The sequence below is a fragment of the Dysosmobacter sp. genome, from assembly GCF_034093755.1.
Classification (GTDB): domain Bacteria; phylum Bacillota; class Clostridia; order Oscillospirales; family Oscillospiraceae; genus Oscillibacter.
In genome coordinates this window covers 1-13,667 of record NZ_JAXEBZ010000009.1, presented here as the reverse complement: position 1 = coordinate 13,667, position 13,667 = coordinate 1, and the positions used below count along the sequence as shown (strand labels likewise).

14 protein-coding genes are annotated in these 13,667 nt (G+C 64.1%); all 14 read right to left on the bottom strand.

Going from position 1 to position 13,667, the window contains the following annotated elements; all coding sequences use genetic code 11:
* Positions 1-313: 313 nt before the first annotated feature.
* A complete protein-coding gene (locus tag SOX55_RS00700; RefSeq protein WP_325285511.1) occupies positions 314-730 on the bottom strand; it encodes a methylglyoxal synthase in 417 nt (138 codons plus the stop codon).
* A gap of 18 nt (positions 731-748) precedes the next feature.
* Positions 749-1,504, bottom strand: a complete 756-nt coding sequence (gene minD / locus SOX55_RS00695) for a septum site-determining protein MinD (RefSeq protein WP_325285510.1) — start codon at positions 1,502-1,504, stop codon at positions 749-751.
* A gap of 19 nt (positions 1,505-1,523) precedes the next feature.
* Positions 1,524-2,219 (bottom strand): 16S rRNA (guanine(527)-N(7))-methyltransferase RsmG, encoded by a 696-nt coding sequence (rsmG, locus tag SOX55_RS00690; RefSeq protein ID WP_325285509.1) that lies wholly within the window; start codon positions 2,217-2,219, stop codon positions 1,524-1,526.
* 31 nt (positions 2,220-2,250) lie between these two features.
* The gene (gene mscL / locus SOX55_RS00685; protein ID WP_325285508.1) at positions 2,251-2,694 is read right to left on the bottom strand and encodes a large-conductance mechanosensitive channel protein MscL; all 444 of its coding nucleotides are present in this window, start codon (positions 2,692-2,694) and stop codon (positions 2,251-2,253) included.
* 35 nt (positions 2,695-2,729) lie between these two features.
* The gene (locus SOX55_RS00680; protein ID WP_325285507.1) at positions 2,730-3,425 is read right to left on the bottom strand and encodes a hypothetical protein; all 696 of its coding nucleotides are present in this window, start codon (positions 3,423-3,425) and stop codon (positions 2,730-2,732) included.
* A 1-nt stretch (position 3,426) separates the two neighbouring features.
* The gene (gene serS, locus SOX55_RS00675; protein WP_325285506.1) at positions 3,427-4,731 is read right to left on the bottom strand and encodes a serine--tRNA ligase; all 1,305 of its coding nucleotides are present in this window, start codon (positions 4,729-4,731) and stop codon (positions 3,427-3,429) included.
* Positions 4,732-4,960: 229 nt separating this feature from the next.
* Entirely contained in the window at positions 4,961-5,551 is a 591-nt protein-coding gene (locus SOX55_RS00670) for a hypothetical protein (protein ID WP_325285505.1), read from the bottom strand.
* Positions 5,541-6,449 (bottom strand): ParB/RepB/Spo0J family partition protein, encoded by a 909-nt coding sequence (locus tag SOX55_RS00665; RefSeq protein WP_325285504.1) that lies wholly within the window; start codon positions 6,447-6,449, stop codon positions 5,541-5,543. The genes SOX55_RS00670 and SOX55_RS00665 overlap by 11 nt, the downstream gene beginning before the upstream one ends.
* Before the next feature lie 16 nt (positions 6,450-6,465).
* Positions 6,466-7,224 (bottom strand): ParA family protein, encoded by a 759-nt coding sequence (locus SOX55_RS00660; RefSeq protein WP_325285503.1) that lies wholly within the window; start codon positions 7,222-7,224, stop codon positions 6,466-6,468.
* A 253-nt stretch (positions 7,225-7,477) separates the two neighbouring features.
* The gene (locus SOX55_RS00655; RefSeq protein WP_325285502.1) at positions 7,478-9,352 is read right to left on the bottom strand and encodes a glycoside hydrolase family 13 protein; all 1,875 of its coding nucleotides are present in this window, start codon (positions 9,350-9,352) and stop codon (positions 7,478-7,480) included.
* Between the two features lie 32 nt (positions 9,353-9,384).
* Entirely contained in the window at positions 9,385-11,475 is a 2,091-nt protein-coding gene (locus SOX55_RS00650) for a penicillin-binding transpeptidase domain-containing protein (RefSeq protein ID WP_325285501.1), read from the bottom strand.
* A 12-nt stretch (positions 11,476-11,487) separates the two neighbouring features.
* Complete coding sequence (locus SOX55_RS00645; RefSeq protein WP_325285500.1) at positions 11,488-11,994, bottom strand: hypothetical protein; 507 nt, start codon at positions 11,992-11,994, stop codon at positions 11,488-11,490.
* A gap of 27 nt (positions 11,995-12,021) precedes the next feature.
* Positions 12,022-12,864, bottom strand: a complete 843-nt coding sequence (gene mreC / locus SOX55_RS00640; protein WP_325285499.1) for a rod shape-determining protein MreC — start codon at positions 12,862-12,864, stop codon at positions 12,022-12,024.
* A 41-nt stretch (positions 12,865-12,905) separates the two neighbouring features.
* The gene (locus tag SOX55_RS00635) at positions 12,906-13,484 is read right to left on the bottom strand and encodes a Maf family protein (RefSeq protein WP_325285498.1); all 579 of its coding nucleotides are present in this window, start codon (positions 13,482-13,484) and stop codon (positions 12,906-12,908) included.
* Positions 13,485-13,667: the final 183 nt, after the last annotated feature.

Below are 13,667 nucleotides of genomic sequence, written 5' to 3'. Positions count from 1 at the left end.
AGAATCAGATTCGGGAGGGTTTCACCGGAAAAGAGAATGCTCTCGTCCCCGCGGTTTGGGACGAGAGCATGACGCTTCGTGGTGCCACCCAAATTCAAGAGGCGCGAAACCTCTCCTTGTGTCCTCCTGTTACGGGGAGGGGGCCGTGGATGTTTCCATCCCCGCTCCGCCGCTGTCCTTCATCCGGAGACAGCGAAACGCTTTCAGCAATCGCGTTTCTCTCTGTGGGCCGTCGGGCCGGATTACTGCTGCGGCATCTGCGCGGTGTGGCTCTATTGTAGGCAGGTTTTGCCGAAAAGTCAAGCGGGGCTTTTCAGAGAAGGACTGCCCGGTTCCGGGGATTCTCCACCAGGCGCCAGTCCAGATCGCCCCGGGCCAGGCCCAGAACCAGCATTTCCGCTGTGGCGATGTTGGTGGCGAAGGGAATGTTGTTCTTGTCGCACATCCGGGTGATGTAGGACACATCCTCCGACATATCGTCGGTGTTGGGGTCCCGGAAAAACAGAACCATGTCGATCTCATTGTAGGCGATGCGGGCGCCGATTTGCTGGCTTCCGCCGTGAGCGTAGGAGAGGAAGCAGTGGATGTTCAGGCCGGTGCTTTCGGACACAACGTGGCCGGTGGTGCTGGTGGCAAAGAGGTCATGCTGAGACAGGATGCCGGCGTAGGCGGTGCAGAACTGGACCATCAGATCTTTCTTGTGATCGTGGGCCATCAGGGCAATGTTCATGGGAGGAAGCTCCTTTCTTTATTTAATCCGCATCAGGGGTACGCGGTTTCCCAGAATACGGTTTGCGATGTTTCGATAGGCGGTGGAGGCCATGCGGGACTCCGTCAGCAGCAGCGGCACGCCCCGGTTCTGGGCCAGAGGCAGGTGATCGTCCTCCGGCACCACACCCAGCAGGGGCAGCCCTGCGGTGTCGATGGCGTCGTCAATGGTGGCGTGCATGGACCGCAGCAGCTTGCCCCGCACCCGGTTCACCACCAGGTGCAGCGTTCCCCGGGGGTACCGGTTCAGCTCCATCACGGTGTGCTGGGCGTCCCGGAGGGAGGAGGCGTCGGTGGTGGTGACCACCACGCAGCGGTCCGCGACGCAGACGGACAGGGAAAAGCCGTAGCCCAGCCCGGCGGGGGCGTCCAGCAGGCAGTAGTCATACTCCCTCCGGACGGCGGCGAGCAGGGCGGACATCTCCGTGGCTGTCACCGGCCGGCCCCGGAGACGGGCGGGGGCGGTCAGAAGAAAGAGGTTGGGCAGCTGGGGGTGGGGCACGGCGGCGTCAGACAGCCGGCAGCGCCCCTGGGCCACGTCGGAAAAGTCCATCAGCGCCCGGTCGGACAGGCCCAGGGCCAGGTCCAGGTTCCGCAGGCCCACGTCACAGTCCAGACACAGCACCCGCTTGCCCGCCAGGGACAGCGCGGCCCCCACTCCGGCGGTGAAGGAGGTTTTTCCGGTGCCTCCCTTGCCGGAGACCACGGCGATACATTCTCCACGGTGCTTCTCCAACGCGGACCCTCCTTCCTTATTATAACGGGTTTTTCTTGATTTTAGCAAAGGCGCGGGGATATTTTGCCGGGGAAGGCGCGATTTTTTCCACTACCACCAGCCGGTGGGTCACGTCAGTGCCGGGGATGGGGTAGTCCTTCACCTCCCGGATCTTGCCGCCCAGCAGGGAGATGGCGTGCTTGGCGGAGTTGATCTCCTCCTCGCTGTCCACGGCCTTCATGGCCAGAAACACGCCTCCCACCTTCACAAGCGGCAGGCACAGCTCCGACAGCATGGGCAGCGCCGCCACCGCCCGGGAGGTGGCCACGTCGAAGGTCTCCCGGTGCTTGGCGGCGAATTCCTCCGCCCTGGCGTGGATACAGGCCACGTCGTTCAGCCCCAGATCGTCGCACACCCCCTGTAAAAAGTGGATGCGCTTGCCCAGGGAGTCCAGCAGCGTCAGGCGGATGGAGGGCTCCAGAATCCGCAGGGGCATGCCGGGGAAGCCGGCGCCGGTGCCCACGTCCACCACGGACCTGCCCCGCAGGTCCGTCAGGGTCAGCAGGGCGGCGCTGTCCAGAAAGTGGAGGGACGCCACGTCCTTCGGCTCCGTGATGGCGGTGAGGTTCATCACCTTGTTGGTTTCGATGAGCAGTTCGCCGTACCGCACCAGCGCCGGGGCGGCCTCGGTGGGCAGGCCCAGCGCCGTCAGGCCGGCGGTGAGGGTTTCGTTCATAAGCGGTTCCTCGCGGCAGGTGAATTTTGGGTTACTTCTGCTCTTTCAGCAGGTCCCGGATCTCCGTCAGCAGCTTTTCCTCGGCGGAGGGCTCGGGGGGAGCGGGAGGCGCGGCGGGGGCCTCTTCCTTCTTCTTATGGAGGCCGTTGAGGAACTTGATGAGGCAGAACACGGCGAAGGCGATGATCAGGAAGTCCAGAATGGTGGCCAGGAAGGAGCCGTACTTGATGGCCACCTCGGCGGCCACTTCCGCGCCGCCGGCGTCCACCACAGCCTCCTTCAGCACGATCTTCCAGGCGCTGAAGTCCACGCCGCCGGTGAGCATGGACACGCCGGGCATGATCACGTCATTCACCAGGGAGGTGGAGATCTTGCCGAAAGCGCCGCCGATGATGACGCCGACAGCCATGTCCATCACGTTGCCGCGGGCGATAAACTTCTTGAATTCCGCGAAGAAACCGGTATCTTTTGCCATAAACTCAATCCTTTCTGTATATTTTAGTTCGGATATTACGATTTGGAATTGATTTTATCCATAGCGGCCTGGGTCCTTCGTTCCTCCCGAATCGCCCCGCCCCGCTGGATGATGCAGAGCATGATCACAGCGGGAAGGATCAGCAGGTACAGCCGCCGGTCCCCCATGGATGCCGCCAGCAGCACCACACTCAGGAGATACAAACCGGTGCCTACGTCGAAAATCATGTGGGGCACACCGAAGAGCTTGTACACCTTCAGATAGTGCAGAGCGGACTGGAGGGGGAGAATCGCGGTGAAAAAGATCACCAGGAACAGAAACAGGGGGGTGAAGACAGAGGTCCAGGCCTCGGAGAACCAGCGGACAAAGTCCTGCGCGGTTCCGGCCCAGGGCGCGACCCCGGCCAGAGAGATCCGGCCCATCTCCCAACACACCCGAAGCTGGGGAACGAAAAAGAAATCCGCGGCAATGAGAATCACATTGTTGACCATCCGGCTTCCGGTGCTGAGGGACCGCTGCTTCCGCACTTGCCGCAGCAGTACGGTGATCAGGCCGCACACCAGGTAGACTGCGATCCAGATTTCCAACCGCCGCGGGAGGGCGGCCATACCGTTTTCCGTCAGGCCCAGTACATTTTTCAGGAAGACCTCGGGATACGCGTTGGTCCGCAGGCAGTGATAGAGGTCCTGAAAGCCCTGGAGCGACTGCAGGAGGCTGGTGTTGGGATCCATGTTACTTTTTGGGCACCAGCTTTTCCTTGCCGCCCATGTAGGGACGCAGCACTTCGGGGATGAGTACGGTGCCGTCAGGCTGCAGGTTGTTCTCCAGGAAGGCGATGAGCATCCGGGGAGGGGCCACGCAGGTGTTGTTCAGGGTGTGGCACAGCTGCATCTTGCCGTTTTCGTCCTTGTAGCGGATTTTCAGGCGGCGGGCCTGGGCGTCGCCCAGGTTGGAGCAGGAGCAGACCTCGAAATACTTCTGCTGGCGGGGGGACCAGGCCTCGATGTCGCAGGACTTGCACTTCAGGTCCGCCAGGTCGCCGGAACAGCACTCCAGCTGCCGCACGGGAATGTCCAGGGACCGGAACAGCTCCACGGAGTAGCGCCACAGCTTCTCGTACCACTCTTTGGATTCTTCGGGCCGGCAGACCACGATCATCTCCTGCTTTTCAAACTGATGAATGCGGTACACGCCCCGCTCCTCAATGCCATGGGCGCCCTTTTCCTTGCGGAAGCAGGGGGAGTAGGAGGTGAGGGTCTGGGGCAGGGAGGAGGCGGGCAGCACCTGGTCGATGAACCGGCCGATCATGGAGTGCTCGGAGGTGCCGATGAGGTACAGGTCCTCGCCCTCGATTTTGTACATCATGGAGTCCATGTCGGTTTGGCTCATGACGCCCTCCACCACGTTGCCGTGGATCATGAAGGGGGGGATGCAGTAGGTGAAGCCCTTGCCGATCATGAAATCCCGGCCGTAGGCCAGCACGGACTCGTGGAGCCGGGCGATGTCGCCCAGCAGATAGTAGAAGCCGTTGCCGGAAACCCGGCCGGCGGCGTCCATGTCGATGCCGTCGAAGCTCTCCATGATCTCGGTGTGGTAGGGGATGGGGAAGTCGGGCACCCTGGCCTCGCCGAACCGCTCCACCTCCACGTTGCAGGAGTCATCGGGGCCCAGAGGCACGGAATCGTCGATGATCTGGGGGATTACCAGCATGATCTTGTGAACCTGCTGGTCCAGCTGGGCCTCCAGCTTCTCCAGCTCCGCCAGGCGGTCGGCGTCGGCCTTCACCTGGGCCTTCACGGCCTCGGCCTCCTCCAGCTTGGAGGGATCCTTTTTGGCCTGGCCCATCAGCATGCCCACCTGCTTGCTGAGGCGGTTGCGGTCGGCGCGCAGCTGGTCGGCCTCCACGATGGCGGCGCGGCGCTGGGCGTCCAGCTCGATGACCTGGTCCACCAGGGGCAGCTTGGCATCCTGATACTTTTTGCGAATGTTCTCCTTGACAAGTTCCGGGTTCTCCCGGAGGAATTTCATGTCCAGCATGATTCCTTCTCCTTCAATGTTGTTGATTGGGTATCTGATTCCGCCGCCGGGGCGGGAATTCTCGGGAAATGTTTTGACTGCTTCGCGTGTTTCACGTGAAACGTCGTCGCCGCAAGCTCCATATCCCTCAATCCGCCGCTTGCGGCGGAGCTCACTCATTTCGCTGCGGCTCCTCTCCGCTTGAAACCCGTTTTGCTGGGCTTTCAAGCGGTTGGGGACGGGGCTTGGCTCAATCGGCCTGGGCCTCGATGGCCTCCTTCAGCTGCAGGTACCGCTGGGCGGGCGGGGTGATGCCGCTCTGGGCGGTGATTTCGCTCAGTACGGTTACCTGGCCGCTGCTTTCCATGAGCCGCAGGATCGCCTGGCAGGTGTCAAAATCCCGGGCGCTGTAGGCCTGCTGCAGGGAGTAGAGGTTGGTGAGGGCGTCAATCTGCCGCCGCTGGGCGTCGATCTGCTTTTGCTGGGCCTCCCGCTCCTGGGCGGTGGACTGTTCCAGCGCTTCCAGCTCCTCCTCCTTCTGCCGGAGGGCGTCCTGGACCTCGATGATTTTCTCCTGGGTCCGCTGGGTCTCCTGAATGGCGTTGACGGAGCTTTGCAGCTGGGTCATGGCCTCGGTGTTGCTGCGCTGGTGCATGGCAAAGGACATGGCCATCAGCAGAAACGCCACAATGAACAGAATGAGAATGTAGGTCAGCACCGGCTTCTTCCGGCCGGCGGGGACCTCCTCCGGCTGCTGGGAGACCTCCGTCTCCTCACCGGCTGCGTTCTGCTCCTCCAGCTCTTCTTCCGTAAAGCCGGCGGTGCGCTTTTCAATTTTCAATGCTATCGTTCCTTTCTGCCTGCCTGTCCGGCCGCCGGGACCGCAGCAGCGCCAGAGCCTCCAGCAGATCGTTCAGATCGTCCAGACCGTAATACTCCAGCTCCACCCGGCCCTTTTTCCTGCCGGTGACGATTTTCACGCCCCGGCCCAGCTGCTCGGCCAGCTCTTTCTGGGCCACGGCGGCGTAATCCACCTGATCCGGGTCCTTGGGCGGCGCGGGCTTTTTCTCCGTGGTCAGCTTCTTCACCAGGGCCTCCGTCTGCCGGACGGACAGCCCGCCGGAGAGAATGGACCGGGCGGCGTTTTCCTGCATGGCGGGGGAGAGGGACAGCAGCGCCCGGGCGTGGCCGGCAGACAGTTCTCCCTTTTCCACCATGGCACGCACCGCGGGACACAGGGCCAGCAGCCGCATGGCGTTGGCCACGGCGCTGCGGGACTTGCCCACCCGCTGGGCGGCCTCCTCCTGGGTCATGTGATAGTTTTCAATGAGGGACTGGTATCCGGCGGCCTCCTCCATGGGATTCAGGTCCTCCCGCTGGAGGTTTTCGATCATGGCCAGTTCGGCGGCCTTCCGGTCGTCGGCCTCCATGACGATCACCGGCACCTCCGCCAGACCCGCCATCCGGGCCGCCCGCCACCGCCGCTCGCCGGCGATGATCTGGTAGTACCCGGAGGACAGCTTCCGCACCGTCAGCGGCTGGATGATGCCGTGCTCCCGGATGGAGTCCGCCAGATCCGCCAGCGCCGCCTCGTCGAAATACTTCCGGGGCTGGGAGGAACAGCTCTCCACCATGGAAATGGGCACGGACAGGGAGCCGGTGGTTTCGGTTTTCAGCACATCGTCGCCCAGCAGGGCGCCCAGGCCCCGGCCCAGGCCCGAAGGCTTCTTACTTGCCATAAGTCAGGTCCTCCTTTCAGCTTCCGTTCTTGCTGAGAAACTCCCTGGCGAAGGCACCGTAGGCCTCGGCGCCCCGGGAGGAGCGGTCGTACGTAAAAATGGGTTTTCCGTGGCTGGGTGCCTCGCTGAGCCGCACGTTCCGGGGAATCACGGTGGCGTACACCTTGCCGGGGAAGTAGTGCTTCACTTCCTCCGCCACCTGCAGCGCCAGGTTGGTGCGGCCGTCGAACATGGTCAGCAGCACGCCCTCCAGCCCCAGCCGGGGATTCAGGGACCGGCGGACAATGCGCACCGTGTTCATCAGGTCGCTGAGGCCCTCCAGCGCGTAGTATTCCCCCTGCACCGGCACCAGAATGGAGTCGGCGGCGCACAGGGCGTTGAGGGTCAGCAGCTCCAGGGAAGGGGGGCAGTCAATGAGAATGAAATCGTAGCTGTCCGCCACCTTCCGCAAAGCGTCCCGCAGCAGAAACTCCCGGGATTCCATGGAGATCAGCTCGATGCCGGCGCCGGCCAGCGCCTTGTTGGAGGGCAGCACGTCGCCGAATCTGGTTTTCACGATGGCGTCTGCCGTCTCGGCCTCGCCGATCATCACGTCGTAAACCCCCAGGGAAACGGTTTTGTCCACGCCCATGCCGGAGGTGGAGTTGGCCTGCGGATCGAAGTCGCACAGCAGCACCCGCTTTCCCAGCTCCTGCAGCCCGGCGGCCAGATTGACGCAGGTGGTGGTTTTTCCCACCCCGCCTTTTTGGTTGACGATGGCCACGATTTTTGCCAAAAGAACACCTGCTTTCCTGTGAATTTGCGGAATTACAGGGCCTGGAACACACAATACCCCATAATCTCTAATATTATAGCAACAGTACAAATCACTTGCAAGAAAAAACCGCAAAAAGTGCCGGAAGTTTGTCAAAAAAATCACCGGAGGGGAAGCCGCCGACGGAGTGTTTCACGTGAAACAACGGGGAAGAGGGCCTTGGAACCGGAACCGGCGCAAAAAAACCGGAGACGCGTTGGCGTCTCCGGTTTTTTCATTGCAGCAGCATGCCGCTTCTGGGGGCCAGCGTCAGGGAGATGCGCTCCCCGGCGGCGGGATGGGCTTGCCCCGTCAGCAGGTCTGTCATTGAGGCGGCGGAGCAGGGGAGGGTCAGGGTGACCTCCGTGTCTCCGGCGTTGAGCACCGCCGTCAGGGATTCTGACTCCGCGGCCCGGCGGAAGGCCAGACACCGTCCCTCCGCATACAGCCACTGGAGGTCTCCCTCCTGCAGCGCCGGGTGGGAAGAGCGCAGGCTGCCCAGCAGGGTGAACCAGTCCTTCAGGTCCCGGTCCTCCCGGCCCCAGGGATAGGTGCCCCGGTTCAGGGGGTCCTCAAAGCCCTGCATGCCCGCCTCGTCGCCGTAAAACACGGTGGGACTGCCGGGGAAGCAGTACAGCAGCACCACCGCCAGCTTCAGCAGCTCCGCGCCCCGGCGGTACTCGTCGGGGCTGAGGCGATAGGGCGCCCGGTCATCCTTGGACTGGGGCGCCTCCCGGGCGCCCAGCAGCGTCAGGATGCGGGGAGTGTCATGAGTGGACAGGAAGTTCATGGCGGAATAGAACGCCGGGGCGGGGTAGTGCTCCCGGATCTCCTCCATGGCCCGGCAAAAGTCCGCCGCGTCGCCGCCCTGCAGGTAGTTGAGGGCCGCCGTGCGGAAGGGGTAGTTCATGAGGCCGTGGGTCTCCCGGCCCAGCAGATATTTCCGCCGCTGGGAGTAGGAGATTTTGTTGCTGCCGTCCTCCCACACCTCGCCGATCACCAGGGCGCCGGGCTTCGTCTCGTCCACCGCGGCGCGCAGCTTTTCAATGAACCAGTCCGGCAGCTCGTCCGCCACGTCCAGCCGCCAGCCGTCGGCTCCGGCCCGGAGCCAGCGGCGCACCACGGAGTCCCGGTTTTCGATGATGTAATCCACGTAGGAGGGGGTGCTCTCCTCCACCGCCGGCAGCGTCCGGATACCCCACCAGGCGTCATAGTCCGTGGGCCATCTGGAGAAGCGGAACCAGTCATAGTAGGGGGAGTCCTGGCTCTGAGCCGCCCCCACCGTGGGGTAGAAGCCGTCGGCGTTGAAGTAGACGCTCTGGGAGCCGGTGTGGTTGAACACGCCGTCCAGCAGCACCCGCATGCCCCGCTTGTGGGCCTCGTCGCACAGGGTGCGGAAGTCCTCCTCGCTGCCCAGCATGGGGTCAATGCGGCAGTAGTCCGCCGTGTTGTAGCGGTGGTTGGAGGCGGACTCAAAAATGGGGCAGAAATAGAGGGTGGTGACGGACAGGGCCTTCAGCTGGTCCAGCTTGGAGGTAATGCCCGCCAGGGAGCCGCCGAAAAAGTCCCGGTTCCGCACCTCGCCGTCAGGGTCCGGCTTCCAGACCGGCGTGTCCTCCCAGTTTTCGTGAACCCACCGGTCACCGATCATCCCCGCCGGGTCCGGCGTCTCCAGCCGGCAGAACCGGTCCGGGAAAATCTGATAGGTAATTCCTTTCCCGAACCAGTCCGGGGTCTTCAGGGCGGAATCGTACACCGTCAGCTGCCAGGCGCTGAGGTTTTCGCCGCTGTCGTGATATCCGTTTTTGTCCAGGTACCGGACGGTGCCGTCGGCACGGCGGAACCGGAACCAGTACCACACCAGCTCCGGCGTCTCCGGAGCGGAAAAGGTGAGGGAGAAGCGACGGCGGTCACCGTCCGCTCCCTGCCGCACCAGGGCCGTCTCCAGCTGCTCCCCGGCGAATTCATGGAGCCGGACCAGGGCGCAGTCCGTAAAGCCCTCCGCCTCCAGCGGGCGGACCCGCAGGGACACGGCGGTGCCCAGCGGCACCGCGCCATAGGGCGTTTTGCAGGCGTCGCAGCGGGGGTCAAACACAAAAGGCTCGCTCATGGCAGAAAATCCTTTCCATTTATTGGGAATTCTCAGGGCAGCAGAACGGATTCGCCCTGAATGGCGGCGCCGGACTCGTCGGCGGTAAAGTAAGCGTTGAGAATCTCCACGGCGGTGGAGGCCAGGGCGCTGCCGGAGCCGCCCTTCTCAATGACGATGGCCACGGCGATTTTCGGGTCGTCATAGGGGGCGAAGCAGACGAACACGCCGTTGTTCTCCACGTCCTTGGTGATCTGGGCGGTGCCGGTTTTGGCGCCGGCGGACACAACGCAGTTCTGGAAGTAGCCGGAGAGGCTGCCGGTGGAGGTGAGGGCCAGCATGCCCTCCTTCACGGCCTTCAGGGTGGAGTCGGACATCTCCACGGTGTTCAGGGGGGTGTCCGGCTCGGTGTACACCACGGCGGTGTTGTCGTAGGTTTTGACCTCCTTGAGAAGGTGGGCCTTGCAGTGCTGGCCGCCGCCGGCCAGGGTGGCGATGTAGTTGGCCAGCTGCAGCGGGGTGAACAGGTTGTAGGACTGGCCGATGGCGGCGGAGATGGTCTGGCCGTCGGTCCAGGTCTTGCCGGTGCGCTCGCAGTACTCCGGCCCCGCCAGCACGCCGGCGCTGTCGCCGATCTCCACGCCGGTGCTCTCGCCCAGGCCGAAGGCCCTGGCGTACTTGTTCAGGGTCTCGATGCCGGTGAGGCGGCCCACCTCATAGAAGAAGTAGTTGCAGGAGTGAGTGATGGCCTGGGACACGTTGATCTTCCCGTGGGAGCCGGGGTAAATCCAGCACTTGGGCTGGTAGGTGGGGGCGTAGTAGGTGTAGCGGCCCTTGTCCTGAATGGTGGTGCTGGGGGTGATGACTCCGGATTCCAGCGCCGCCACGGCGGTGAGGGGCTTGAAGGTGGAGCCGGGGGGATAGCGGCCCTGGGTGGCCCGGTTGAACAGGGGCTGGGCCGGGTCCTGGCTGAGGGCGGTGTAGTCCTGGCGGTAGGTGGACAGCTGATAGGTGGGATAGGAGGCCAGGGACAGAATGTCGCCGGTGCCGATCTCCACCACCGCCGCGCCGGCGCCCCGGCTGACGCCGTCCTCGCCGGTCATTTTGGACACGGTGGCCGCCAGGGCGTCCTCCGTGGCCTGCTGCAGCTCCAGATCGATGGTGAGGGCCACGGTGCTGCCGGGCTGGGGCTCGGTTTTGTAGTACTCGCCGGTGATCTTTCCCGCGCTGTTGGTGGATACCACCCGCCGGCCGTTGGTGCCCTTGAGATACTCCTCGAAGGCCAGCTCCGCGCCGGACTTGCCTACGGTGGCGTCCATGGCGTAGCCCTGATCCTTGAGCTGGGCGTACTCCTCCGGGCTGATGTCCCCCACGGTGCCCAGAATGTGGGCGGCGTAGTCGGTTTTGTACTCCCGGGTGGCGGCGCTGACCACCTTGGCCCCCAGGTAGCTGCCGTCATTGATGAGGGCCACCAGGGAGGAGTCCACGTCCTCCACCATCACGTAGGAGGAGGTGTTGATCAGCTCCCGCACGGAAAGCTCGTACAGCACCCCCAGCACGTCCCGGGCGTCCTGATCGTTCCAGGCGGAGGGAATGTCAAACTCCTCCCGCATGGTGCGGATCAGCAGATTGGCGGACAGGCCCGCGGTGTTCAGCATGGCGGCGGTCAGGTCCTCGTCCTTCAGGTCGGCGGACACCAGCTTCATCCGCTTCTGGAGGAAGGTGTTGAACCGGCTGCGGGTGACGGAGCCGGCCTCGTCCAGCGTGTAGACATAGGGCGCCTCCCGGCTGACGGGCAGGCCGTCCTGCCAGGTGAGGCCCTGGTCCCGGCACAGCCGGATCAGCCGCAGCACGGCCTCGTTCCGGTCATCCTCCTTCCCCAGCAGGGAGGGGGAAAAGGTCAGGTTGTAGGTCTGGCGGTTGGCCACCAGCTCCCGGCCGTTTCGGTCGGTGAGAATGCCCCGGGAGGCCTCGATGGTCTCCGTGCGGGTGATGGTCCGCACCGACTGCTCCAGATAGTACTGGCCCTTGTTGTACTGGGTGTCCAGCAGCACGCCGGTGTAGACGGTGAGCACCGCCAGCAGGAAGCCGGCCAGCAGGTACAGCCGCCGGGGGCGGGTTTGCTTGTTTTCGGAATCGGGCATGGGGTACCTCCGTCAGTTGTCCAGATGGCACTTGCGGTAGATGGGGCGGAACAGCAACACCGCCGCCGGGGAGAAGCACAGGGTCAGGCAGATCTCGGCGGCGGCCGTGGTGAGGGCGGCGGTGCAGAATTCGCCGCGGAAAGCCAGCAGCAGGCAATGGAAGGCGTCCGTCAGCAAGAAGGCCACGGCGGAGGCCGCCAGACAGCAGGCAAACCCGGCGGGCAGCCAGTTCCGGGCCATCAGCCCGGCGCAAAGCCCCGCCAGGGGAAACACCAGCGTGTAAAAGCAGGGGATGGGCCCCGGCAGCAGCAGGTCGCACACCACCCCCAGCACCAGGGAGTACACCGTTCCGGCGAAGGCCCCCTCGTACATGGACAGCGCGGCCGCCATGACGGGGTAGAGGAAGGGCAGAACCCCCAGCAGCCGCAGATCCTGCAGCAGATCCTGGAGGATGAACAGCGCGGCGGTGGCCAGCGCGTACAGCAGCCACTTGATATAGATTTCCGAACGGCCGATCATGGGCGGCTCCTTTCCGTAAGGGGAGGATCAGTTGACAATCTCAAAGGACTTGACCACGAACACCTGGGACAGGGCGTCAAAATCGGCGGAGGGCGCCACAACGGCGTACTGGGTGGCGCCGGAGTCGTCCAGCCGCACCTCCTCCACCGTGCCGATCACCAGCCCGGAGGGGTAGTAGCCCCCCAGGCCGGAGGTGGTCACCAGGTCGCCGTTGAGCAGCGTGCAGCCGGCGGGGAGGTAGCTGAGCTTCAGCCGCCCCTGGCTCATGAGGGAGAAATCGCCCTCCGCCACGCCGATGTCCTCCGTGCGGAACACCTGGGCGCCCAGGGAGGTGTCGGTGTCGGTGACCGTCAGCACGGTGCACCAGTTGAGCCCCACCTCCGACACCACGCCCACCAGATACCCCTCCTCGGTGATGACGCAGTCATTCACCGCCACGTCATGCTCCGTGCCCTGGTCCAGCGTCAGAGAGGAGGTCCAGTTGGAGGTGGAGTGCTCCAGAATGCGGGCAGGCTCCAGGTCCCCCAGGTCCCGCTTCTTCTCCCGCAGGTTCAGCAGCTCCCGCAGCCGGGCGTTTTCCTCGCTGTCGGACCGGGCCTGCCGCAGCTCCTGCTCCATCTGGGCGATCTGGTTTTTCAGCTCCTGGTTTTCCGCTTTCAGCGCCGCGTTGTCGGCGAAATAGTTCTGCTTGTCCCGCGCCCACCCGGCCACGGCGGCATGGGCCGACCGGAAGGGGGAGGAGAGGATGCCCGCCAGATTCACCAGCGGCGAGGAGGTGGTGGAGAAAAAGGACATCAGCGACAGCGCCACCGCCACCACCGCGGCGGCGAACAGAACCCACAGACCGTGTTGTTTCAGAAATTGTTTCAAAGCAGACCTCCACGCGCCCGCCGGCGCTCAACAAGGGAATTTCAGTCGAAAAAGGACACGCCGAACCGGCCCAGCATCCGGGACAGCCGCAGCACCGGCAGGCCCATGACGTTGAAAAAGTCGCCGTTGAGCTTCTCCACCAGCAGCGCGCCCTTGCCCTGGACGCCGTAGGCGCCGGCCTTGTCCATCGGCTCGCCGGTGCGGATGTAGCCCAGCAGCTCCGCCTCCGAAGCGGGGCGGAAGGTGACCTCCGTGGCCTCGCTCTCCGTCTCCATCCGGTCTCCCCGGCACACGGTGACGCCGGTGCAGACGGTGTGGCAGCGGCCCTGGAGGGCCGTCAGCATCCGCAGGGCCTCCGCCTCGTCCCGGGGCTTGCCCAGCCGCTGGTGGTCCAGAAACACCATGGTGTCGGCGGTGATGAAGATCTCGTCGGGGACGCACAGCGCCCGGGCGGCCTGCGCCTTTTCCCGGGAGATGTACTCCACCGTCTCCCGGGGCGTCAGCCCGGCGGGGAAGGATTCCTCTACCTCCGGAACCCGGATGTCAAAGTTTTCAATGCCGATGCGCCGCAGCAGCTCCTGCCGCCTGGGCGAGGCGGAACACAATACGATTTTAGCCATAATCTCTGTCCTTTATCTCTGGTTTTGCGCCGGTCCGGGCGGGGGATGCCGGCCATCGTCGGCGGGATGATGCACCGATTTCGGTGCGGGGGTGCCGGCTTTGCCGGCGGAATGCGCCCCCACGTTTCTTTTGTCGCGTCCCAAGTAAAGTCGCCGCGCCCGGGGGGAAAGTAAAACGCTAAG

Coding starts and splice junctions, on each gene's coding strand:
- SOX55_RS00665 (WP_325285504.1), bottom strand. CDS start 6,449: ATGGCAAGTAAGAAGCCTTCGGGCCTGGGCCGGGGCCTGGGCGCCCTG.
- SOX55_RS00700 (WP_325285511.1), bottom strand. CDS start 730: ATGAACATTGCCCTGATGGCCCACGATCACAAGAAAGATCTGATGGTC.
- SOX55_RS00650 (WP_325285501.1), bottom strand. CDS start 11,475: ATGCCCGATTCCGAAAACAAGCAAACCCGCCCCCGGCGGCTGTACCTG.
- SOX55_RS00635 (WP_325285498.1), bottom strand. CDS start 13,484: ATGGCTAAAATCGTATTGTGTTCCGCCTCGCCCAGGCGGCAGGAGCTG.
- mscL (WP_325285508.1), bottom strand. CDS start 2,694: ATGGCAAAAGATACCGGTTTCTTCGCGGAATTCAAGAAGTTTATCGCC.
- SOX55_RS00645 (WP_325285500.1), bottom strand. CDS start 11,994: ATGATCGGCCGTTCGGAAATCTATATCAAGTGGCTGCTGTACGCGCTG.
- serS (WP_325285506.1), bottom strand. CDS start 4,731: ATGCTGGACATGAAATTCCTCCGGGAGAACCCGGAACTTGTCAAGGAG.
- SOX55_RS00655 (WP_325285502.1), bottom strand. CDS start 9,352: ATGAGCGAGCCTTTTGTGTTTGACCCCCGCTGCGACGCCTGCAAAACG.
- rsmG (WP_325285509.1), bottom strand. CDS start 2,219: ATGAACGAAACCCTCACCGCCGGCCTGACGGCGCTGGGCCTGCCCACC.
- SOX55_RS00680 (WP_325285507.1), bottom strand. CDS start 3,425: ATGGATCCCAACACCAGCCTCCTGCAGTCGCTCCAGGGCTTTCAGGAC.